Source organism: Muricauda sp. MAR_2010_75 (genome assembly GCF_000745185.1).
GTDB lineage: Bacteria > Bacteroidota > Bacteroidia > Flavobacteriales > Flavobacteriaceae > Flagellimonas.
On sequence record NZ_JQNJ01000001.1, the window covers coordinates 4,214,152 to 4,237,811 of the forward strand.

The window sequence follows — 23,660 nt, forward strand, 5'->3', positions numbered from 1 at the left end:
GCGCAGTCGAGAAGTCTTTTTGATTAAATATGAAAAAACAATTTACCCTAGTTACGCTGGTGCTTAGCTTATGTTCCATGTCCGCCCAAAACTTTACCCGTCAAGACAGTTTAAGGGGCAGTATCACCCCGGAACGCGAATGGTGGGATTTGAATTATTACGACCTACATGTTAAAGTAGAACCCGAAAAAGAATTTATTTCGGGGCATAATGTGGTCCGGTATAAGGTTTTGGAAGCATCGGATGTGCTCCAGATTGACTTACAAGAACCCATGCAAATTGCATCAGTGAGCCAAGACGGAAAAAAACTGAAGTTTACCTCCGAAGGTGCAGCCCATTTTATCAAACTACAGAAAAAACAGGTGCCAGGGGAGTACAACGAAATCAAGATTCAATATTCTGGAAATCCCAGAAAAGCAGTACGGGCACCATGGGACGGTGGTTTCTCTTGGAAAACCGATTCGGAAGGCAATCCATTTGTGGCAACGTCCTGCCAAGGACTTGGTGCCAGTGTTTGGTGGCCCAACAAAGATCACATGTACGATGAGGTGGACAGTATGCGTATTCATGTTACCGTTCCCAAAGATTTGATGGATGTTTCCAACGGAAAATTGGAGGGTGTGGATGAAAATGGAGATTACAAGACCTATCATTGGTTTGTTGCCAACCCTATCAACAACTATGGCGTTAATGTGAACATTGGCAATTATGTACACTTTGGTGAAACCTATGAAGGTGAAAAAGGGACATTTGATTTGGATTATTATGTCCTTCCCGAAAATTTGGAAAAAGCCAAGGAACAGTTTGTACAAGTACCCATGATGCTCCAAGCCTTTGAGTACTGGTTTGGCCCCTACCCCTTTTACGAAGATGGGTTTAAACTTGTGGAAGTTCCCTATTTGGGAATGGAGCACCAAAGTTCGGTCACCTATGGAAACCAATATGCCAATGGGTATTTGGGCAGGGATTTATCCGCCTCGGGTTGGGGACTACAGTTTGATTTTATCATCATCCATGAAGCGGGCCATGAGTGGTTTGCCAACAACATTACCTATAAAGACATTGCCGATATGTGGATTCATGAAGGATTTACGGCCTATTCCGAAAATCTGTATTTGGACTACCACTTTGGAACCAAAGCTTCTTCCGAGTACGTGGTCGGCACCAAATCCAATATCCAGAATGATGTTCCCATAATCGGTCCTTATGATGTCAACACCAGTGGTTCTGGAGATATGTACTACAAAGGTGCCAATGTGTTGCACACCTTACGCCAACTTATCGAAGATGATGACCTTTGGCGAAAAACCCTTAGAGGGTTGAATGCCGATTTCTACCACCAAACCGTAACCACAAAACAGATTGAGGATTATCTCAGTGAAAAAACCGGAAAGGACCTCTCAGCTTTCTTTAACCAATATTTGCGGACTACCATGATTCCTAAATTGGAGTACAAATTTGAAGGGAATTCCATAACGTATCGTTATGTGGATATTGTGGAGGATTTTGATATGCCTATTAGGGTCTTTCTTGATGAAAAGGAACATTGGCTTTTTCCCAGCTCGGAATGGAAGACCGAAAAATTAGCAAATGACAAGCTCAAGTTTGATAAAAACTTTTTGATAGAAACCGAAAAAATCTGATTTGTGGACCATCTTCCCGAACATTACTTTAAAAATGATGCCGAATGGCGCACATGGCTCCATGAAAACCACGATACTTCCACCGGGATACATCTTATTTTTTATAAAGTGGAGCATCACAAAGAAAGTATGCGATGGGAAGAAGCTGTTCGTGTGGCTCTTTGTTTCGGCTGGATAGATAGTACGGTAAAAAGCTTGGGCAATGGCAAACGACGACAATATTTTTGCCCCAGAAAATCTAAAAGTGTTTGGAGCAAGGTCAATAAAGACCACATCAAAGATTTGAAATCCAATGGATTAATGCATAAAAGCGGCCTAGAGGCCATAAATGTCGCCAAAAAGAACGGTTCATGGGAGGCTTTGGACGATGTGGAAAACGGAGTTGTCCCAAAAGAGCTTCAAAAAGCATTGAAAGCGGATAAAAACGCTTTTGAGAATTTTGAGAATTTCACCCATAGTCAACGAAAAAGCTATCTCTATTGGCTCAATCAGGCCAAACGGGAAGAAACCCGACAAAAACGAATTCACGAAATCGTGACCTTAGCGTCCAAAAACATAAAATACCGAAACCAAAGATAAGAAACTCCTTAACAAAGTAAAGTTCCCTGCTTTCCTTGTCATCCTGACTGCATGTCAAAATAAAGAAACCATTCCCATTACCTTGGGTTCACTCCAAGCATTGAATGTTGATTTTGTAAAATAAAACGACAGTCGATTTTCAGGAGATTTTCATTTGTAGACCATTAAAGAAATCGAACAGATGTAATCCTTGCTTTATAAAAAAGGCCCCCGCTAAAAGTGGAGACCTTTTTTATAGTGCTTATTTGTTGTTTAACTAAAAGTTGAACAACAGTTGTGTCACGGTAAAAATACTTGGCTTTTCTCCATCCGCCTTATAGGTTAGATACAGCGCTTCTTGAACACCTGCAGTTTTTTCTATCGGTATGGAAATAGCGCCACTCTGACCAGAAAGGTCGCTCGGTTCCAATTTTCCAGTTCCCAACACTTTCCCATCGGGAGCTCCTAAACGAAGTTCCAAAGTGTACGGTATATTAGGGGGGGTTCGCCAACCAATAATTGCTGTTACATTGCTCACCTGAGATAAATCCACATCCTCCATTTTCAACCATCCGCTGGCCGAATTCAATAATTGCATGTTTCTTCCACCAAAAGATAGGGCTTGCATTCCTTCCGTTGGTGTACCTTCTGGAAAAGTCATGGTATTGCTTGCCAAAACAACGGTTTTTGAACCGGTCAAGGGCAAAGCCACTTCGGTTCCTTGGTCCGTATAACTTGCGGTCAATAGGAATACTTCTCCATTCTCCTTGGCTTCCGGTCTAACCGTTCCCACTAATGGAAGCGATGGTTTTTTATTCCCACCTCCGGTCAACGACTGAATGTATTGTGCAATCTGTCTGGCCTCCAATTGGGTCACATTGGGATGGGCAGGCATTACAACCTCTCCCCAAACACCTGAACCGCCTCCAATGATTTTTGCCATTAAGTAATTGGTGGCACCACGTTGTGACTTATATTTTTCGGAAACCTCTAGGTAATTTGGCCCAATGGATGCTTCTTTTTCCTTGTGGCAGGATTTGCAATCCAAACCTTGTGTCAATGCTTTCCCCATCACGGCACCTGATACTTGTTGATGCCCCAAATTCATATTCACTTCATCCATTCCAGAACGGTATTCAACCGAAACATAGACGTTGTCCTCAACTACTTCACCATCGGCATCTGAAACCGAAACGGTATAGTTTATGGGTTGTCCTGGCACATAAAATGATGTATTAGCTTGTTCCAAGTCTATAGTTACAACCGGGCGTTCGTTACCTGCAACGATGGTTTGATCTATACTCGAAACTTCTTCACCTTGAGAATCCTTAGCTGTAACATTCAATTTGTACGAACCTGCCACGCTATAGGTATGGGTCAATGTGGGTTCTGTGGTTTCTTGCGTTGTTCCATCGCCCAAATCCCAAATATAGCTCATAGCATCACCTTCCCGATCGTGAGCCTCAACAGTTGCCGTAACCGAAAGGGGAATGGACCCAGAGTCGGTGTTCACAACAAAACTATCAATGACTGGCGGACGGTTTCCACCATTAAATTCAATGTAACCCAATCCACTATCTGGGTTGGCAGAGAACCAACCGCTACCATATTCCAATAGATAGACCCGTCCATCTGGGCCCATTTCCATATCAATCAAATTGCTCAGCTCAATCTCCGAAGCAAAAGGTTCCATTTTGTTTATGGAGCCATCTTCAAAAAGATGTACGGCTTTCATCCAATTCCGCATCCAATCATAGATGATTACTTTTCCATCGTAATAGGCTGGTAACCCACCACCATTGGGGTACAAATCAGACCAATATGTAGGGCCTGCCATTGCATTTCTACCTCCAGAACCAAATTCTGGAAACTCCTGGGTATCGCCATAGTGATAGTACGCATACGCAGGCTGGGCGGGTGGTAATTCCCTTAATCCCGTGTTGTTCTTGGAATCGTTTATGGGTTTTTCTGGATTAAAAACCCTGCCAGACTCACCCGTTGCATAGTCATATTTTTTGTAGGCAAAGTTGTTTCCGATGAACATGGGCCATCCATAATTTCCGGGTTCACGAGCCTGGTTCATTTCATCATATCCGCGAGGACCCCGGGTTTTAAGACTGTCGGCTCGAGCATCTGGCCCAACATCACCCCAATAGACGTAGCCCCGTTTTACATCCACAGAGATTCTGTAAGGATTTCGGTGCCCCATGGTATATATTTCGGGTCGTGTTTTTTCGGTACCCACTGGGAAAAGGTTTCCTTCAGGAATATCATAGCTACCATCTTCGTTGACCTTAATTCTAAGGATTTTGCCACGAAGGTCATTGGTGTTTCCAGAAGAGCGTCTGGCATCGTATTGTTGTTTTCCCGGTAAATCATTTAGAGGAGCATATCCGTTGTTCACATATTTTACATCTCGCTCATTAAAGGGAGTTGAATTATCCCCTGTTGATAAATACAGAAGATTATCGGGGCCAAAAGCAATGGAACCTCCAGTATGGCAGCATATCTCACGTTGGCTGTCCACCTCAAGGATGATTTGCTCAGAATCCATATCAAAAACGCCATCCTCAAACTTAAATCTTGAAAGTCTGTTTATCCACTTATCCCCCGTTGGTGAATAGTACACATAAATCCAATGGTTCTCAGCATAATTAGGGTCTTTTTGCAATCCCATTACGCCTTCTTCAGCATTTACCCCGGGGGTCTCCAAGGTTTTATAATATACATCCAGAAAGGCTACTTGGGAAAGTTCTTGGGTTTCATCGGAAAACAAGAGAATTTCTCCCCTACGCTGGGCAATAAGCACATCATTGTTTGGGAGAACTGTCATTTCTGTAGGCTCAAAAAACTGCCCGGTAGACAATACAACCTTGCTAAAGCGATCAGCCTCTGGCGGTATTTGCGATTTTGTCTTGGTATAATCCAATTCCAAATTCCTGCCAATGGCGTAATTGATGCCTCCCAAAAGATGTTTTAAAAACAATTCCTCAGAAAAACTCTCATCCGTATGCCCACCTGCCGTGTAAAAGGCTCGGCCACCATCAAACTCATGGTACCAGGCCATAGGGTGATATTCTCCATTTTCACCTCCTTCATAGGTAGACTCATCTACGGTAACCAGAACATTTACATCGTTGTTCAGATTTTTAAAATTGTACAGTTCATCGGTACGATGCCAAACGCTATCCGTAAAAAATTCGGTGGATGGATGATTCTTATCTTTTATAATGAAGTCCGCCTCCGGCGTACCTCTCGGATGGCTCAAAAATTGTGCACCCACTAATTTATTGTACCAACCCCAATCATATTCGGTATCCGTGGCCGCATGAATTCCAACATATCCTCCACCAGATTGAATATACCGCTCAAAAGCAGCTTCTTGCCTGTAGTCCAATACATTTCCGGTAGTACTCAAAAAAACAATCGCGGAATACTCTTTAAGTTGGTCATCGTTAAAAAGATCGGCATTGGTTGTGGTATCAACTTCAAAACCGTTTGCGGAACCTAACTTTTGAATGGCTTCTATCCCAGTAGGAATAGAGGCGTGGACATAGCCCTCTGTTTTTGAAAAGACCAACACTTTTGGGGCCCCACTTCTTTTTTTACTACAGCTTGTCAGACCCAATACAAGCATCACAGTGGTCAATACCAATAAATTTCTCATTAAAGTTAATTTAAGTGCAGCTAAAAATACATATATCTGAAGTACCGTGCCAAATTCAAATTTTAAATCTTACCCCAGTATTTCACATTTACACCAATAGATGATATATCCCGAACAGAATTTTAAGAAAACTTTAGGATCTATTGGGTTTATTGAAGTGAGACCAGCAAGGTCCAACCCTAACAAATGAAAAGAGGTACAACAAAAAGACTTCAGGAAATCGTAGTTTTATATACATAAACCTAAAAAACCAAACCAAATATGAAAAACCCCCTCAACAAATTGCAATTGCTTATCATCTTACTTCTTCTGGCTGCTTGCCAAGACAAGAATATACAACCTGTGGATTTGGCCATTCTAAATGCCAATGTAATTGATTTGGAATCTAGCAATATCGTGGTTAAAAATATGTATATCGCCGATGGTAAAATTAAATCCTTGGAGGATGTGGGTGCCAATAGTGCATACAAAGCTGATTCATTGATTGACGCTACTGGAAAATATGTATTGCCCGGTTTTTGGGATAATCACATTCATTTACGGGGAGGTGACACTTTGATTTCAAACAACAAAAACTTCTTAAAACTCTTTATAGCCAATGGCATCACCACAGTCAGGGATGCAGGAGGGGATTTGACCACCTCGGTCATGGAATGGAAAAAGCAGATTGCCAATGAAGACTTGGTAGGCCCCACCATATTCACCTCAGGCCCAAAGATTGATGGGCCAAACTCAACCTGGGCCGGGTCGCTTGTTGTAGATAATGAAGCGGATATTTCAATGGCTTTGGATTCGCTCCAAGCACTGAATGTTGATTTTGTGAAGTTGTACGACAGCCAATTTTCCGGTGAGCTTTACCTCAAAACTATCGAACAAACTGAAAAAAGAGGGTTAATTGTTTCCGGCCACATGCCTTTTACTGTGACGTTTGATGAAACGGTGGATGCTGGAATGGATGCCATCGAACATTTATATTATGTGATGAAAGGGTGCGCCAGTAATGAAGTGGAGATTACCGAAAATATGAAAAGAGGAGAAATGGGGTTTTGGGATGCCCTGCCTTTACTGATGAATGGGTATGCCGACAGTACCGCCCAACGCACGTTTCAAAAATTGAAGCAAAATAATGTTTTTGTGGTTACTACCCTTCATGTGGGGAATACCCTAAGTTATTTGGACGAAGTGGACCATACTAACGACCCTTATCTAAAATATATGGGCAAAGGAATTATAGCGACTTATCAAAGGAGAATTCAAAGTGCGCTCCGGTCATCTGAAGAAGCCCGAAAAAACAGAAAGGACCTGGATACCTTTTTTGGTCAGTTGGTAAAATCGTTGGATATTGCCGATGTAGGTCTTTTGGCCGGCTCAGATAGTGGTGCTTTCAACTCCTACGTGTATCCAGGAATTTCTTTGCACGATGAACTGAAAGCTATGGTAGAAGCAGGGATTTCTCCATTGGATGCTTTACGAACTTCAGCTTATAACGGCGCATTATTTTTGAAAAAATCCAACGATTATGGAACTATTTCAGAAGGAAAAGTTTCCGATTTGGTCATTTTAGAAGGTAATCCGTTGGAAGACATCGAACAAACCCAAAACATCTATGCTGTGCTCAAGGGAAACCAAGTATTTAGCAAAGAACAACTTAATGCACTTCTTGAAAGTGCAGTAATGGATTAAAAATCAAACTATGTTAGACCAAGTCATTTCTAAAAAACTGAATCACACCAACTATTGGGGTTTTATCCTATTACTCTTCTTTGCCATTCCCATTCGTGCACAGTACCTATTGCTCCCTGACCGTGTATTTGACGGGGAGGAAATGCATTCAGGGTGGGTAGTAGCCGTAAATGAAAACAAAATTGTTTATGCGGGTCCCGAAACAGGATTACAACGCGCCAACTCCTATCAACGAAAAGAATTAAAAGGTAAAACTTTGATGCCGGGTATCATTGAAGGACATTCCCATATCCTTTTGCATCCCTACAATGAAACGGAATGGAACGACCAGGTCCTCAAAGAATCCTCGGCAGAAAGGGCCGTTCGTGCAACCGTGCATGCCAAAAAGTCCCTTATGGCCGGCGTAACTACTATGCGCGACCTTGGTTCTGAAGGCGCTGGCTACACAGATGTATATCTCAAGAAAACCATTGATGAGGGGATTATTCCCGGTCCCCGATTACTGGTGGCCGGCCCTGCTATTGTGGCAACGGGAGCCTACGGCCCAAAAGGCTTTCACGAAGGAGTTACTGTTCCATTGGGCGCTGTCCCTGTGAGCGGCAAAGCTGAAGCCATTAAAGAAGTTCGAAATCAAATGGGTGGCGGGGCCAATCTCATAAAAATTTATGCCGACTACCGTTGGGCCAAGGATGAACCTTCCCAAGCTACCTTTTTACAAGAAGAAATAGACGCCATGGTTGCTACGGCTACCACCGCGGGTCGCTACGTGGTGGCGCACGCCAGCACTCCTGAAGGAATGAAACGTGCCATTTTAGGCGGAGTGGAAACTATTGAGCATGGTGATGGCGGCACATCCGAAATTTTCAAACTTATGAAAGAGCATAATGTGGCCCTTTGTGCCACACTTGCTGCCGGTGATGCCACTGAGCAATATAAAGGGTGGCAAAAGGACAGGGAACCCGACACCGATAGAATCGTTCAGAAGAAAAAATCTTTTGCACTTGCCTTGGAATCTGGAGTGGATATTGTCTTTGGAGGGGATGTGGGCGTGTTTCCACACGGTGAAAACTATAGGGAGATAGAACTTATGGTGTATTATGGCATGCAACCGCTAAATGTTTTACAATCTGCGACTTCGGTAAATGCTCAAATATTTCATCTGGATGATTTGGGAAGAATTCAACCAGAATATTTGGCCGACATCATTGCTGTGGAAGGAAATCCTATCGAGAACATTGCACTAATGCGAGAGGTGAAATTTGTGATGAAGGATGGGGTTATCTACAAAGACGAATAACAAGTCCATTAACATCCTTTTAAGAAAACCACTTTTGGTTTTTGGTATCTTTAGCCGACTAATTGACTCAACAATGAAAAAGCCTCTTTACCTCTTGATGCTTCTCGCATCTGTATCTCTATTTTCCCAAGAATTTTCAATGGACTTGCTCCAAGACATCAAACCCAGAAACATTGGCCCCGCTGGAATGAGCGGTAGGGTTACCACCATTGACGTGCTGCATTCCAATCCTGATGTGATGTACGTCGGCACCGCTTCTGGTGGTTTATGGAAATCTAGCTCTGGTGGCATCAAATGGGAACCTGTTTTTGATGATCAAGTCACCGCATCTATTGGTGCCGTGGCCATCCAACAGTCGAACCCCTCTGTTATATGGGTGGGTACGGGTGAAGGGAATCCCAGAAACAGTCTTAACGGAGGCTACGGCGTCTACAAATCCTTGGATGGCGGTAAAACATGGAAATCCATGGGATTGGAAAAAACCCGGCACATTCATCGCGTCATTATTGACCCAACCAACCCTGATATTGTTTACGTAGGGGCTATTGGTTCCCCTTGGGGCGAGCACCCAGAACGTGGTGTCTTTAAAACCACCGATGGTGGTAAAACCTGGGAAAAGGTATTGTTCGTCAACAACAAAACCGGGGTGGCCGATTTGGTCATGGACCCCACAAACCCCAATAAATTGATTGCGGCCATATGGGAACACAAACGCGAGCCTTGGTTCTTTAAATCAGGTGGGGAAGGAAGTGGATTATACATGACTCATGACGGAGGCGCTACTTGGAAAGAAATTACAGATGAAGATGGATTGCCCAAAGGCGAATTGGGACGAATTGGCATTGCGATTGCCCGAAACAAACCCAATATTGTCTACGCTTTGGTGGAAGCAAAGAAGAATGCCCTTTACAAATCAACAGACGGTGGATTCAAATGGGAAAAAATCAATGATAAAAACGATATAGGCAACCGTCCTTTCTATTATTCGGAAATTTATGTGGATCCTCAAAATGAGAATAGGGTGTACTCCGTTTTCACCTACATCAATGTTTCAGAGGATGGTGGTAAAAACTTCACCCAATTGATGCCTGCCTACGGTGTGAGCAATGGGGTCCACCCAGACCACCATGCCTGGTGGATTCACCCCGAAAATGGTCAATTTATGTTGGATGGTAATGATGGTGGATTGAACATCACCAAAAATGGTGGTAAAACCTGGCGTTTTATCGGAAACTTGCCAGTGGCCCAATTTTATCACATCAGTACGGACAATGAGTTCCCGTACAATGTGTACGGAGGGATGCAAGACAATGGTTCTTGGCGAGGACCTGCCTATGTTTGGAAAGAGCAGGGCATACGCAATAGCTATTGGCAGGAAATTGCATTTGGTGATGGTTTTGATGTCGTCCCAGATAAAGACAATAGTCAATTTGGTTACGCTATGAGTCAACAAGGTCATGTACGGCGTTACGATTGGATCACCGGAAACAACTATACCGTCCGCCCTACCCCACCCGACCCGGAAACCATGCTCCGATTCAATTGGAATGCGGCCATTGGTCAAGACCCGTTTGATAACAGTACGGTCTATTTTGGAAGTCAGTTTGTGCATAAATCATCTGATAAGGGGCTGACTTGGGAAGTGATATCTCCAGATTTAACTACCAATGATCCTGAAAAACAGAAACAAAGTGAAAGTGGTGGTCTTACCATGGATGCCACCGGAGCAGAAAACCATTGCACCATCATTGTCATTGAACCTTCCCCTGTTGAAAAGGATATGCTATGGGTAGGTACCGATGATGGTCGGGTTCATTTTACCCAAAATGGTGGCACTTCATGGACGGAGGTTACCAACAACATCAAAGGTTTGCCAAAAGGCAGTTGGATTCCGCAGATAAAAGCTTCACACAACAATAAAGGGGAAGCACTATTGATTGCCAACGATTATCGAAGGTTTAATTATACGCCCTACGCTTATAGAACCAAGGATTATGGGAAAACGTGGACCCGCATCGTGGACCAAAACGATGTGGAAAGCTATACCCTTTCCATCGTTGAAGACCCAGAAAACCCGAACCTGATGTTCTTGGGCACCGATGATGGTCTCTATATTTCTTTGGATGCTGGAAATAATTGGAAAAAATGGAATAAGAGCTTCCCAACGGTATCCACAAAAGATTTGGCCATCCATCCAAGAGAACAGGATTTGGTCATTGGCACCTTTGGAAGGGCCGCTTGGGTGTTGGATGACATTCGTCCGCTTCGCACGTTGGCTGGAAATACATCCATCCTGCAAAAGGAGGTTGCCCTTTTTAAAAGTCCAGATGCCTATTTGGCCGCCTACCAACAACCTACCGGAAGTCGGTTTGGGGGTGACGCTCTCTACAATGGAGAAAACAGGGATTCTGGTGCCATGATTACCTACTATTTGAAAGAAGGAAATAAAAAAGACAAAGAACCTAAGCAAAAAGAGGAAGGTGATGACGCATCCAAATCTGAAGAGAAATCCATGGAAAAAACCAAAGATTCCATCTTCTTTGAATTTTACGATGGCGACAGATTGATTCGAACCTTAAAATACAAGACTCCTAAAAAGGCAGGTTTTCACAGAATTTACTGGAACTTGGATGAAAAGGGGCCTGACTCACCGTCGCGAACCATCTCAAAAAGCAAAACAGAATCCGGTGGAATCAATGTAAAACCGGGGACTTACAAAGTAAAAGTCAACTATGGCGAAACATTCGATTCCACTTCGGTAACGGTAAAAACTGACCCCAGATTGAATACTTCCATGGCATCCATCAATGAGGTATACGAATTGGGCAAACGATTGGAAAAACACACCCAGACTGCTGCGGATGCGGTAAAACAATTGGTGGAAAGCAAGAATTTGGCCGAAAAGTATCAAAAAGAGCTCAAAAACTTGGACAAAGAAAAGTACAAGGACCAAATTGAGGCTTCCAAAACCATTACCAAACAAATCGATTCCGTAATTGCCCTCTATCTTGGAAAAGAAGACAAGCGCCAAGGGATTACCCGAAATCCGGAACCTTCAGTTATGTTGCGTTTGAATACGGCCGAATCCTACGTGAATTCAAGGAAAACAGGAATTACCAGTACGGAAACCAGACTAGTGGAATTTGCAGAAGAGGAGTTAAGAATTGCTTTGGACAAGACCAATGTATTCTTCAACGAAAAATGGAAACCCTACCGTGAATCCATAGAATTATTGGATTTGTCGCCCTTTAAAGAAACCAAAACCTTTAGCTTAGATTAATGACAAAAAATTTGCGAAGAATATCGACTTTATTGGTCGCCCTTATTACTATGAGTATTGTGAATGCCCAAGAAACCGGAGAGGACAAATTGGGTGCGTGGTATATGTATTTTGGAACCAATAAAATTGCAGAGCGATTCAGTCTTCATACCGAAGCGCAGTTCCGTTTTTACGAAACCACCAGTAATTTCAATCAGCTTTTATTGCGAACTGGACTCAACTATCACATCAACCCCAATGCCATAGCCACTGGGGGTTATGGTTTTATTTCTACCGACGGTACGTTTGAAGAGTTTCCCAACGAAACCAACAGTAAGGAACACCGAATCTTTGAGCAATTTATTCTAAAGAATAAAGTCTGGGAGTTTCTCTTTGAACATCGGTATCGGTTGGAGCAGCGTTTTCTTGATTTTGGGGATGTTACCGATACGCAACACAGAGCGCGTTATCGTATTCAAATGACCTTGCCCCTGAGTGATACATTTTTCTTGAACTTTTACGATGAGCTGTTCATCAACCTGCAAGATGATTTGTTCGGGCAAAATCGATTGTATGGCGCTGTAGGTGCACATATCACTGAAAACAGTAGTGTTCAAGTTGGCTACTTAAGGAATCAATTCACCAATGCAGTCTATGACCGTTTACAAATTGGGTTCTTCTACAATCCAGATTTAAGGGGACTTTTTAAAAAGCAGGGTGAAGATGGGGATTAACCCTTAAAGCCGCATGTGCCGGATATCAAAATAGTCCAGCTCCAGTTCAATGGTGGCATTATAGATTTTACGTAAAGATTTTACGTAATCCTTCTGATCAATATAACCTTTTAGCTTATTTTGCTTTAAACGTTGATAGCCTTTACAAAAAGATTTTCTCTTTTTGCAATAAATCATAAAGTTGATATAGTTGGAAGCTAAATGGGTCAATTTATTATGGTTTAGCGATATAGTTATTCAATATATATTACTAACGATTCAACTGGAAAATTCGTATTATCTTAAATTAAAATCAAAAAAATGGATTGACAGGCTAAATTGTTGACATCACTCCAAATATTAAGTACCTTAGATTTAAACCTAAAAATACTTATGATGAAAAAATTACAAGCACTTGCGCTGGGGTTGATATTAATAACGACCTTTAGCTGCAAGCAAACAAAAAAAGAAGCGGAAGAAACTTCCGAAGAAATAGAGGAAACCGTTGATCAAATGGCTGAAAAAATGGAGCCAACAGTCATTACGTTTAAAATGGAACCCAAAAGCGATAGTGGTGTGAGTGGAGATGTCACTTTTACCGAGGATGGCGACAAAGTTATGATGAAAGCTGTTTTTTCTGGTCTTTCCGAGGGTGAACACGCCATCCACCTCCACGAAAAAGCGGATTGTTCCGCGGATGATGGAACCTCAACCGGTGGACACTGGAACCCAACATTTCAACCGCATGGCCAATGGGGCGCAGAGGAAGGGTACCACAAAGGGGATATCGGTAATTTTACAGCCGATGCCGATGGTAACGCTACCGTGGAGTTTGAAACTGATGAGTGGTGCATTGGATGCGATGATGAAACCATGAATATTCTGGGCAAGGCCGTAATTGTCCACCAAGGTGTGGATGATTTTACTTCACAACCCAGTGGAGCAGCTGGTGCACGGATTTCTTGCACTGGAATTATTCAATAAACGAATATTAAAAAGCTGCCCAACTGGGCAGCTTTTTTTTCTCATTTTAATTACCTCAAAAGAAACTGCCATGAGTGAAAAAACCTATTCCAACGGAGAGATTACCGTGGTTTGGAAAGCAGAGCTTTGCCAACATGCGGGAGTCTGCGTAAAAATGCTGCCACAGGTGTACAATCCAAAAGAAAGACCTTGGATCAAGCCAGAAAATGCAACAACCCAAGAATTAAAGAATCAAATATCCAAATGTCCCTCAGGGGCATTGAGCTATATTGAAAACCATACCTAGTCCGATGGAACAGGAATATAAACTTGTTGATAATATTGAGGCCAAACAATTTCAATTTAATTTGGGCGATGCCATCGCAAAGATTGAATATATAAAGGCCAAGGAAAAAATCTACCTCACCCATACCGAAGTTCCCAGCTCGTATGAAGGCAAGGGTATTGGTTCAGCACTGATAAAACAGGCCTTGGAGCACATCAAATCCCAAGATTGGACCCTTATTCCCCTCTGCCCTTTCGTGGCGCTCTATCTAAAAAGACACCCAGAATGGAAAGAATTGGTGTTGAAGGGAATCAACATCGGATAATCCAGTTTCCCGAGGTTTTTCTTGTTGACAAAACCACTACTTTTGTCAGCTGACAACCAACCATGTCCAAACTCCAGCACACTTTCACCATCAATCCAGCCAAGAGTCCCTTTTTTTATGGGTATGTCATCCTGTTCATGGGCACCCTGGGGGTATACTGCAGTATTCCCGGGCAAACCATAGGGGTTTCGGTCTTTACGGATCCCGTAAAAGATGCATTGGGACTAAGCCGCAACCAATTCAGTAATGCCTATATGATCGGAACCATTATGAGTTCCCTGTTCATAAGCCGTGGTGGGGTTTGGTTCGATCGTTACGGTGCCCGTTATGTGGCCTTTTTTGCCACCTTGGTACTGGGCATTACTCTCCTACTCTGTTCATGGTCGGTTCAAATGAGCGAGTTCATTAAACAAGTCTTGAATCAAGAGACATGGATCATTCCATTTGTGTTGATAACGGGACTATTCTTTCTACTTCGTTTTACTGGACAGGGAATCTTAACGATGGCCTCAAGAAACATGATCATGATTTGGTTCGATAAAAACCGTGGAAAGGTAAATATGTTCAGTAGCGTTGCCCTCTCCTTTGGTTTTTCTTCTTCACCACTTTGGGTAAGCGCATTGATTGATGGAAATGGCTGGCAAAATGCCTGGCGGTATTTAGCTTTGGGCTTATTCATTTTCAGCATTCTGGTATTTCTTTTTTATAAAAACAAACCCGAGGAACATGGACTTGTTCCCGACGGGTATAAAAATGGTACAAAAACTGATGGCAATACCCCTCAAATTGGCTATAAACAATTTAACCTCAAGGAAGCGATGGCCACTCGCGCCTTTTGGATGTATGCCTTTACGTTGGCGTTCAACAGTTTTTTTATCACTGGATTGACCTTTCACGTAATCTCTATTTTTGCGAGTGAAGGGTTCCCAAAGGAAGATGCCATTTCCATTTTCTTGCCAGGTTCCGTTGTGGCGGTAACCGTCTCCACCGTATTCAATTGGTTGAGTGACAGCCTTCCTTTAAAATTGTATCTCTATTTAATGTTAGCCGGTGGTATTTTGGCTGCTTCGGGCTTTTTGTTCTTGGCATACCCTTTTGGAGTACCCTTTTTAGTGGCTGGGTTTGGCACCATGGCCGGCTTTTTCGCCGTATTGAATGCCATTGCTTGGCCACGTTTCTACGGGCGGGACCATTTGGGTGCCATAACCGGTAAGGTGATGAGTTTTTTGGTCTTGGCCAGTGCATTGGCTCCTCCAATTTTCAGTTTTTTCTTTTCCACATTCGGTTCTTATCGATTGGTAGGATATTTGGGTTTGGCCTTCCTAACCTTTATGGCGATTGCCAGCATAAAGGCAAAAAATCCCCAGTAGCCATTGTACCTAGAACCCTATATTTTCTGTTCGGGTGAGGCACATTAAACCAAGAACCAACGCTATTTTTCATATCTTTAGCGGAGACTTGCTATGCATCTAGATAACCTCATACAACAATTCCAACAAAAAGATAAAGTCGCGTTTGAGACGTTGTACAATATGTATGCGGATAATATTTGTGGGGTCATCAATGTCATTCTCAAGGACCCAGAGCGTTCCCAAGAACTTTGCCAGGATGTATTTGTGAAGATTTGGAACAAATCCGACCAGTACGACACCTCCAAAGGCCGATTTTTTACTTGGATATTGAATATTGCGCGGAATGCTGCCATCGATGAAATGCGCTCAAAATCCCATAAAAATCAAAAGAAAAACCTCCCCGTTGATTCTCTCGTAGGTATCTATGAAAGTGATGAGGACTTAAACGGAAAAATTGATACTATTGGACTGCAATCCCTATTGAAAGGGTTGAAGGAAAAGTGCATTCTTTTGATTGATTTGCTTTATTTTAAGGGATACACACAAAAAGAAGCTGCCAAGGAACTTAAAACACCCATTGGCACCATTAAAACACGAATACGAAGCTGTATTTCCGAAATTCGGAAAAATATGGCATAGCACATGGAAGTTGAAAAATACATAGCATCCGGAATTTTGGAACTCTACGTTGCAGGAGCGTTGACCCCTGAGCAAAACTTGGAGGTGCAGCATTATGCCATTCAATATCCTGAAATAAAGAAGGAAATAGAGGCGATTGAGGCTGCTATGCTGGAACTTACCCGCACAACTTCCCCAAAAATGCCGGAAGATGGCTTTACCAAAATAAAGGCTGAGTTGGATGATGTGATTCCGTTTACGCCTGCATCCTCTGAAAAGAAAACACCTTGGGGCAGCTATCTGGGTTGGGCGGCAGCCATACTTTTTGCTGCGGGTACACTTTGGATGTATTTACAGAACACCAGTTTAAAATCTGAAATTGAAATCAGTAATCAAGAAAAAGAAAATCTTGAGGAAATCATCTCCACAACCCGTGAAGAAATTGCCAACAAAGAGAGTCTATTGGATGAACTTCGCGATAAGAACGTAACGGTCATTGCCTTGGGTGGCCAAGCCGTTTCACCAAACTCCTATGCCAAGGCCTATTGGAACCAAGAAGAGCAAAAAGTCATTATTGATGCAAAAGGACTTCCAGACCCTCCACCGGGATTCACCTATCAGGTTTGGTCGTTGAAATTGGATCCTTTGACCCCAACCAGTATTGGTTTGTTGGATGATTTAACATCAAATGACTCCAAACTGTTCACGCTAGAAAATCCAAACCCATCCGAAGCATTTGGTATCACCTTGGAGCCCGAAGGTGGAAGCGAGACTCCAACCCTGGAACAATTGTACACCCTTGGGGCTGTAGGCGCATAATCCATTCTACATATAAATTTATGTAACCCATTACATATTTTTAATATATTTGTGTAACCAGTTACGTAATTTATGCAAACCGACTTTTTACAAAAAATACAACACTTGGGTTTTACCGCCCGTATTAAAAGACTCAATGAAAAGATAGTTGCAAGTACTTTGGAGCATTATTCAAACTTGAATTTAGGCATTGAGCCCAATTGGCACGTTATTTTTTTATTGCTGAAGGAAAAAGGAAAGCTTACCGTAACCGAAATTGCCAACACCTTGGGGTTTTCGCATCCAGCCATGATAAAGATTACCAAAAAAATGAACGCCCAAGGCTACCTTGAGAGTCTGAAAGACCCCAATGACGGACGAAAAACCTTTATTTTGCTTTCCAAAAAAGGAAAAGAAGCACTTCCTGCTTTTGAGAAAGAGTGGAGCCGAATTCAAGACGTTTTAAGGGAGTTTGTCTGTGATTCTTTTCTAGAAAGTCTAAAACAGTTAGAGCAAGATTTTGAAGCTTTGGGATTTAAGGAACGTTACCAAAAACGTTTTGGTCCAAAACCCTATACCATTCGCAATGCAAAACCATCTGATTTTAAGGCTATTGGAAAACTCATGGTAGATGTGTACTCAGGACTTGAAGGCTTCCCAAAAGCTGATGAGCAGCCCCAATACTATAAAACCTTGGCCAACATTGGGGATTTTACCCGGAAACCAGGAGTGGAGTTACTAGCGGCCATTTCTCCAGAAGATGAAATTCTTGGTGCTGTTCTTTATTTTGGCGATATACAACATTATGGTGCAGGAGGAACGGTTACCCAAGAGAAAAATGCTTCGGGCTTTCGGTTGTTGGCGGTTGACCCATCTGCGCGAGGGTTGGGAATAGGGCGGGCATTGACCGTGGCTTGCATTGAAAAGGCCAGGGGAAAAAATCACGGCCAGGTAATTATTCATAGTACAGCTTACATGAAAGTTGCCTGGAAAATGTATGAAAAGCTGGGTTTTGAACGGTCAGAGGATTTGGATTTTAAACAAGAAGACCTCCAAGTGTATGGGTTTAGACTACAACTGGAATGATTCAACTTTTTCAAATTAGACTTAAATGAAAACAGCTTGGCATTGCCAAGCTGTTTTCCCCGAATCAATTAACGTACTAAAAACCGTCAACCTAAAGTTTTACGCCTACTCCAAACCCAAAAATCCATGGGTTTATATCTACATCAGCAACCACAGTAGCTCCCAACGCAGTAGTTGCATTCACAGTGGCGTCCGTATTCAAGAACAATTTTTTAACATCAAGGTTTAAAAACCACTTATCATTCAGCATAAAGTCAAAGCCACCCTGCAAGGCATAGCCCACAGCGGTGTCATAATCCACATCATCTGCCACAGGGCCCTCATCAACTCCATAAAACAAGGTAAGGTTCAGCCCGGCACCCAAATATGGCACAAAATCTCCTCCAGTAAAATGGTATTGACCTGTCAAGGTTGGAGGGAGTAACCACACATGGCCCAAATCTATATCGCCCACATCAGTTCCAACAGCTTCAACATCATGTTTTGTTGTTGCCAATATCAATTCCAATGACCAATTTTCATCAAAAAAATAGGAGATGTCAAACTCAGGCACAAATGCCGTTGAAATGGATGCATCCCCTCCAATCGCCTCAATATCCGCGCTCTCATCTGGGGTTACCACAATTCCCCTAAGGCGGAACTGCCATTTACTTCCATTATTTCCCGACGAGGTGTCTTGGGCCATTACGGTATTCATGATTCCCATTAATGCTACCACTGCTAAAAGCGCTGTTTTTCTCATTGTTTTGTGTTTTAAGATTGAACAAAACTAGCTTGCAGTGGTATCCAAGAATATGATGTTTATCATTGGAAAATAGCTTTTGGCACTATAGTTCCGATGATTTGGTGTGCTTTTTAAGCAAAAAAAGAAGGTGCTAAAACCATTTTTTCCGTTTGAAAATAATGATGGAAATTAAGGTGACAACCAACATCAGCCCCAAAAGAATAAAGTAGCCATAGTGCCAATTTAGTTCGGGAATATTTTCAAAATTCATCCCATAAATCCCCGCCATAAAAGTAAGGGGGATAAAAATCACGGAGAAGATGGTGAGGGTCTTCATCACTTCGTTCAAGCGATGCCCCTGGATACTGAAAAAGAGGTTGATCTGACTTTCCAGCTCTTGGATATCTGAATCAATGTCGTTGGTCAGTCCGTTTACTTGTTCCCTAATTTCACTGAAATATTTGGTATGAAACCCTTTTACCTCAACTCGCTCCAAACGCACCGCAATGTCCCGAAGTCCATGTGAGGCCTTCTTAAATTGATGGATCATGGCCTTGTTCTGTTCCACTTCAAACATAAACTCAGGGGTAGGTTCCAATTTCGTGGCCCTATCCAACATATTTTCCATCACAATGATTTCATCATATTTTTCCTTGTAATTGGAAATTATGGTTTCCAAAATAAAGTAGAGCAAATAATCAGCTCGCTTTTTTCGGATGATACCCTTATTATCAAAAATTCGATTGCGGATCCAGTCAAAATGGTCGCCCCACTTCTCTTGGATGCACCATATAAAATCTTTGCCTGCCACAAAGAACATTTGTTCAGATTCTAAATTATGGTTCTCTGTTTTCAAAATCCGAACAGCAATAAAGAGCTGTTCTTCCAATTCGATGACCTTGTTACCCAGATTCTGATTGGCAAACAGTCGAAGAAGAAAGTCATCCAACTCGTTGCCAAGCACCATGGACCTGAACTCTTCACTATAATTTAAGCCATATGTATTGACCCATGTAATGGACTTATCCTTTTTGGAAAGTTGCATGTCTTCCGCCAAAGAAAACCTTTTATTGTAATAGTCATCTATAGCGTAGTTGATGACCCATGTATTATTTTCAAAATCTGTTGTCATTATAGTAAAAGTAAATACGTTCTTTGTAGTTTAGAGTATAAGTTAATTCAAATTTACCAAGTAATGTCAATGTTAGATCCAATGTCCTTTAAAACCGAAATTTTGGTCACCGTAATTCTATTGGTGATCATCATTACGCTGAACTCTTTAAGTAAAAGGGCCATTAGAAGGTATGGAAGGACCAGCTCCATTGACATGAACAGCAGGAAGATTATTTTTTATCTGAGCAACCTTTTATTCTATTTGCTTGGCTTTGTGGGGATTTCACTGATTTGGGGCGTTAATTTAAAAGACTTTTCCCTTTTTCTTTCCTCAGTCTTGGCCATTGTGGGCATTGGTTTTGTGGCTCAATGGTCCATACTTTCCAACTTAACGGCAAGTGTAATTCTCTTTTTCAGTCATCCACTGCGATTAGGAGACCGAATCAGGGTTTTAGACAAGGATTTCGATTGGACCGGTAAAGTAGAGGATATTAGCGGTTTTTATCTTTTTATGCGGACAGATGATGGCCGTAGGATTACCATTCCCACCAATTTGGTCATTCAAAAAGGCATTGAAATTCTTAAGAAAGAAGATGAGGAAAAAGAAATGCTGGAAGAAAGCTTTGAGGACTAAATGAAATACGCCATGGAAAACCATGGCGTATCCAAAACAACAACCAAGCAATAGCATGAACCACCGCTTTGTTTTCAATATCAAAACTATTGGTATTTATAAATTTAAGATTTGGGATTCCTTTACAGGGCCAAGTTCATAAGCGGCCCCTTTTAATTCTTGTTTTAGTTCCCTTACCTTGTCAAGATTACCATTGGCTTTATAAATTTCGGCGGCTTGGGTAAGCACTGTGGGTTCAAAAGTTTTTCCGGCAATATGCCTTTCCAAGAGCTCCAATGCCTTTTCTTTTTCTCCTTTTTTGTAGTAGCTGTAGGCCAAAAGTCCGTATGATTCTGGTGTTGGCCTATTTTCAACTTCCTTTTTGGCCAGTTTCATTGCTTTTTCCTGCACCTCCATATCTAAGTAAAAATCCACATTGTGAGCATTGTACATATCTCCATAGTTATTATTCTGAACTTTTTTATAGTAGTTGTCCAAAGCCTCAAGTTTAAGCGCTTCATTACCCATAAATTCTGTTATTTCGGCCTTCAACAAATAGTATTCGGGAGATTGGTGCTTCATCAAGATGGAATCCAAAATTCGGAGGGCCTCCCTCCCATTGCGCTCATGGGAGTACACAATCCATGCTATTCCTTTCTTGGCATAGGCATTTTGGGGATCCAACTGCAAGGCTTTTATATACAATTGGTACGAATCTTCAATACGTTCGGCATGACCATAGAAATCTGCCAAATTGGTATAGGACCACAGGAGCATGCTCTTGTTTTTTGAAGATTCCGCTTTTTGTACAGCTTTTTCCATAAAGCGAATGGCTGTATCCAAATCACCTTTGTGGTCGTTCCATTTAGCCAATCGGATTAAATATCCAAAATCAGACATGTTGCCGATACTGTCCAAATATGCATTGGCTTTTTCAAAGTTGCCAAGCTCCATATGCACATCAAAGAGCAGTCCTTGGGTAACATTTACACCGCTTCCCATGCTTCTGGCTTTTTCTGCCAATTCCAATGCTTCCCTAAACCGATGCTGGGAAATGTAATTACGGGCCAATGCCCTATAGTAACCTGCTTTTCCCACGGCTGCAATATCAACCGCTTTTTGTAGCGATTGCTCTGCCATCTTTAGGTATTTGATATCCCCAGTACTTTGAAAAAATCGGTTATACTCGCCTGCTACATTGCCCAGGCTCAGCAACTGCAAACTATCCGATTTTATCTTGTTGTCCCAAAGTTCAAAATACTTTGAGGTGGTCTTTACCGGTTCTGCCGCCAGATAACGGTCATAATCATCTTTTTGGGTTATAAAATCTGATTCCTTTTTACATGACAACAAAACGATTGTTGCCAAAGAGAGTAGAATATATTTTAATCTTAGTGTGTCCATAATTGTGTTGTTGTTTAAAAAAGGGAGAGGACGAGCCTCTCCCCGCTCCTTTTCATAGCAATTACTCAGGATTCCCCAAATAAGGGAACATTGTTGATATGTTTGCCGTAAGTCCTACCCCATCTGAGGTAAGTCTTGGCAAGTCCGCCATTCCGTCATCATCCAAATCCTGACCACTGAAACGATCACCCTCAGCTCCACCGAAGAATAAAATGAGTGAAACGTCGATAATATCATCATTGGGGTGTCTGCCCGTAAGAGCCACTTCATCACCATCCGGCACCAAGATTCTGCCATCATTGTCAAAATCCGTTCCCGGGTCAAAGTACGTAGTAGGTAAATCCGGGGCTACTTCCAAGACATCTGCTGCCAACACCGTGGTGAGTGTAGCTGCATCCAGTCCTAAGATATTATTCTCATAATCCACGTCTGCCGGGTCAAGGCCCAACTTAAGGGCGTACACGTCATGATATTGTTCCAATCTTGCCTGAAAACCTGCTTGGAAAGCAGTTCCCATTTCAGATGGGATGGTAGTATTGTGCGCATCTTTTACGCTGGGTTCACCCTCCATGTCAAAGCTAAGGGTGGTGTTGATTCCAGGGCGGCCCAAATGATCAACCTGGGCATAAGTCCCCGTAAAATCGGTACCCATCATATCATCATCATCCATCATCATGTCATCGTCCATCATCATATCATCATCCATCCCGCTATAGTCTGGAGATTCATCGTCATTACTACATGCTGTTGCCAAACCTAACGTTAGCATCAAGGCCATTAAATATGTTATATGTTTTAGTCTCATGTTTTTTCTTTTAGCGTTATTATTGTTTTCTATTCGTTGTTACCCAAGTCTTGTATACTGTAAATCCCAAGGCATTTGTGGCCGTAGGAGTTCCCAACATACTATTGGGGATTTCCACAATGATGGACAAAGTGTTTGCACCATCAAAAGTGTCCGCTGCTTCTTCAGGTGGGAGAAATCCGCCTGGAGCAGAATCCGTTTCAGGAGAGATTACCGCATTGAACTGGAAGAAATCAAAAAAGAAAGGGTCTTGTCTGGGGCCTGCAAACAGGGACACTCCATCTGATGTGGTCTCCACGGTTGGGGTTGCACCTGAAATCTCCACATCCCCCAAGGGATAATCGACAAGTACTTGACTGCTCAATCCTGTCTGGTCCGGAGCGGTCGGTCCAAAAAAGTACATTCTACCATCTCTCGCAATGGCTTGAATTACTTGGTCTTCCACCAAATCTCCATTCAAATCAATATTGATCTCCGTGAGTACATCCTCGTCAAAAGAGCCATAGGCCAATTCGGGAAGAACATCAGATTGTACATCCACCACAAACACCGTATTATTGGAGCCCTCACTGGGCTCAAAGGCATAAAAGTCGGCAATATCCGCTGTGGAACCCGCCGCTGAGGGTGCATCAATGTGATCTGCTGAAACCAGTGCAATGGCCAATAAAGCCAAAACTCCCAGGCCCATTGCAATCTTTGTTGTTTTTTTCATGTTATCTGTTTTTAAAGATTCATACACTCCTACCTACGGAA

20 protein-coding genes are annotated in these 23,660 nt (G+C 42.3%); 14 read left to right on the forward strand and 6 right to left on the reverse strand.

Features of this window, described 5'->3' with window-relative positions; all coding sequences use genetic code 11:
• Positions 1-29 precede the first annotated feature (29 nt).
• Positions 30-1,643, forward strand: a complete 1,614-nt coding sequence (locus FG28_RS18995) for a M1 family metallopeptidase (RefSeq protein ID WP_036385618.1) — start codon at positions 30-32, stop codon at positions 1,641-1,643.
• A gap of 3 nt (positions 1,644-1,646) precedes the next feature.
• Positions 1,647-2,222: a YdeI family protein gene (locus tag FG28_RS19000; RefSeq protein ID WP_036385620.1), complete on the forward strand. Its 576-nt coding sequence runs from the start codon at positions 1,647-1,649 to the stop codon at positions 2,220-2,222.
• 256 nt (positions 2,223-2,478) lie between these two features.
• On the opposite strand, the gene FG28_RS19005 is transcribed toward FG28_RS19000, so the two are convergent.
• Entirely contained in the window at positions 2,479-5,868 is a 3,390-nt protein-coding gene (locus FG28_RS19005; RefSeq protein WP_036385621.1) for a ThuA domain-containing protein, read from the reverse strand.
• A 261-nt stretch (positions 5,869-6,129) separates the two neighbouring features.
• On the opposite strand from FG28_RS19005, the gene FG28_RS19010 reads away from it, so the two are divergent.
• The 11 genes from FG28_RS19010 to FG28_RS20520 all read left to right on the forward strand — a co-directional run bounded on the left by FG28_RS19010 (position 6,130) and on the right by FG28_RS20520 (position 18,248).
• Positions 6,130-7,551, forward strand: coding sequence for an amidohydrolase family protein (locus FG28_RS19010; RefSeq protein WP_036385622.1), 1,422 nt, complete (start codon positions 6,130-6,132; stop codon positions 7,549-7,551).
• A gap of 10 nt (positions 7,552-7,561) precedes the next feature.
• Positions 7,562-8,848, forward strand: a complete 1,287-nt coding sequence (locus tag FG28_RS19015) for an amidohydrolase family protein (protein ID WP_051947486.1) — start codon at positions 7,562-7,564, stop codon at positions 8,846-8,848.
• A 73-nt stretch (positions 8,849-8,921) separates the two neighbouring features.
• Entirely contained in the window at positions 8,922-12,128 is a 3,207-nt protein-coding gene (locus tag FG28_RS19020) for a hypothetical protein (RefSeq protein ID WP_036385623.1), read from the forward strand.
• The gene (locus FG28_RS19025) at positions 12,128-12,841 is read left to right on the forward strand and encodes a DUF2490 domain-containing protein (protein ID WP_036385625.1); all 714 of its coding nucleotides are present in this window, start codon (positions 12,128-12,130) and stop codon (positions 12,839-12,841) included. The genes FG28_RS19020 and FG28_RS19025 overlap by 1 nt, the downstream gene beginning before the upstream one ends.
• A 375-nt stretch (positions 12,842-13,216) precedes the next feature.
• Positions 13,217-13,804 (forward strand): superoxide dismutase family protein, encoded by a 588-nt coding sequence (locus FG28_RS19030; RefSeq protein WP_036385626.1) that lies wholly within the window; start codon positions 13,217-13,219, stop codon positions 13,802-13,804.
• 70 nt (positions 13,805-13,874) lie between these two features.
• Positions 13,875-14,090, forward strand: coding sequence for a (4Fe-4S)-binding protein (locus FG28_RS19035; protein WP_036385628.1), 216 nt, complete (start codon positions 13,875-13,877; stop codon positions 14,088-14,090).
• A 4-nt stretch (positions 14,091-14,094) separates the two neighbouring features.
• A complete protein-coding gene (locus FG28_RS19040) occupies positions 14,095-14,394 on the forward strand; it encodes a GNAT family N-acetyltransferase (protein WP_036385630.1) in 300 nt (99 codons plus the stop codon).
• A 62-nt stretch (positions 14,395-14,456) separates the two neighbouring features.
• Positions 14,457-15,764 carry a nitrate/nitrite transporter gene (locus FG28_RS19045; RefSeq protein WP_036385632.1) on the forward strand — a complete coding sequence of 436 codons (1,308 nt, stop codon included), beginning with the start codon at positions 14,457-14,459 and terminating at the stop codon, positions 15,762-15,764.
• 93 nt (positions 15,765-15,857) lie between these two features.
• Positions 15,858-16,385, forward strand: coding sequence for an RNA polymerase sigma factor (locus FG28_RS19050; protein WP_036385634.1), 528 nt, complete (start codon positions 15,858-15,860; stop codon positions 16,383-16,385).
• 3 nt (positions 16,386-16,388) lie between these two features.
• Complete coding sequence (locus FG28_RS19055) at positions 16,389-17,183, forward strand: anti-sigma factor domain-containing protein (RefSeq protein WP_036385635.1); 795 nt, start codon at positions 16,389-16,391, stop codon at positions 17,181-17,183.
• Between the two features lie 105 nt (positions 17,184-17,288).
• The gene (locus FG28_RS20520) at positions 17,289-18,248 is read left to right on the forward strand and encodes a bifunctional helix-turn-helix transcriptional regulator/GNAT family N-acetyltransferase (protein ID WP_197062632.1); all 960 of its coding nucleotides are present in this window, start codon (positions 17,289-17,291) and stop codon (positions 18,246-18,248) included.
• Between the two features lie 91 nt (positions 18,249-18,339).
• On the opposite strand, the gene FG28_RS19070 is transcribed toward FG28_RS20520, so the two are convergent.
• Together FG28_RS19070 and FG28_RS19075 are read right to left on the reverse strand one after the other, a co-directional pair.
• Complete coding sequence (locus FG28_RS19070; RefSeq protein ID WP_036385637.1) at positions 18,340-18,990, reverse strand: OmpW family protein; 651 nt, start codon at positions 18,988-18,990, stop codon at positions 18,340-18,342.
• A 133-nt stretch (positions 18,991-19,123) separates the two neighbouring features.
• Positions 19,124-20,104, reverse strand: a complete 981-nt coding sequence (locus tag FG28_RS19075) for a CorA family divalent cation transporter (protein WP_036385638.1) — start codon at positions 20,102-20,104, stop codon at positions 19,124-19,126.
• A 63-nt stretch (positions 20,105-20,167) separates the two neighbouring features.
• Here FG28_RS19075 and FG28_RS19080 point away from each other — a divergent pair, with 63 nt between their 5' ends.
• On the forward strand, positions 20,168-20,719 hold the full coding sequence (locus FG28_RS19080) for a mechanosensitive ion channel family protein (protein ID WP_231562658.1): 552 nt from the start codon (positions 20,168-20,170) through the stop codon (positions 20,717-20,719).
• A gap of 96 nt (positions 20,720-20,815) precedes the next feature.
• Here FG28_RS19080 and FG28_RS19085 read toward each other — a convergent pair whose 3' ends face one another.
• From FG28_RS19085 to FG28_RS19095, 3 genes are all read right to left on the reverse strand, one after another.
• Positions 20,816-22,102: a tetratricopeptide repeat protein gene (locus FG28_RS19085; RefSeq protein ID WP_036385642.1), complete on the reverse strand. Its 1,287-nt coding sequence runs from the start codon at positions 22,100-22,102 to the stop codon at positions 20,816-20,818.
• A gap of 61 nt (positions 22,103-22,163) precedes the next feature.
• The gene (locus FG28_RS19090) at positions 22,164-22,907 is read right to left on the reverse strand and encodes a DUF4331 family protein (RefSeq protein WP_036385644.1); all 744 of its coding nucleotides are present in this window, start codon (positions 22,905-22,907) and stop codon (positions 22,164-22,166) included.
• Positions 22,908-22,926: 19 nt separating this feature from the next.
• Complete coding sequence (locus FG28_RS19095; protein ID WP_036385646.1) at positions 22,927-23,619, reverse strand: DUF4331 family protein; 693 nt, start codon at positions 23,617-23,619, stop codon at positions 22,927-22,929.
• Between the last annotated feature and the right edge of the window lie 41 nt (positions 23,620-23,660).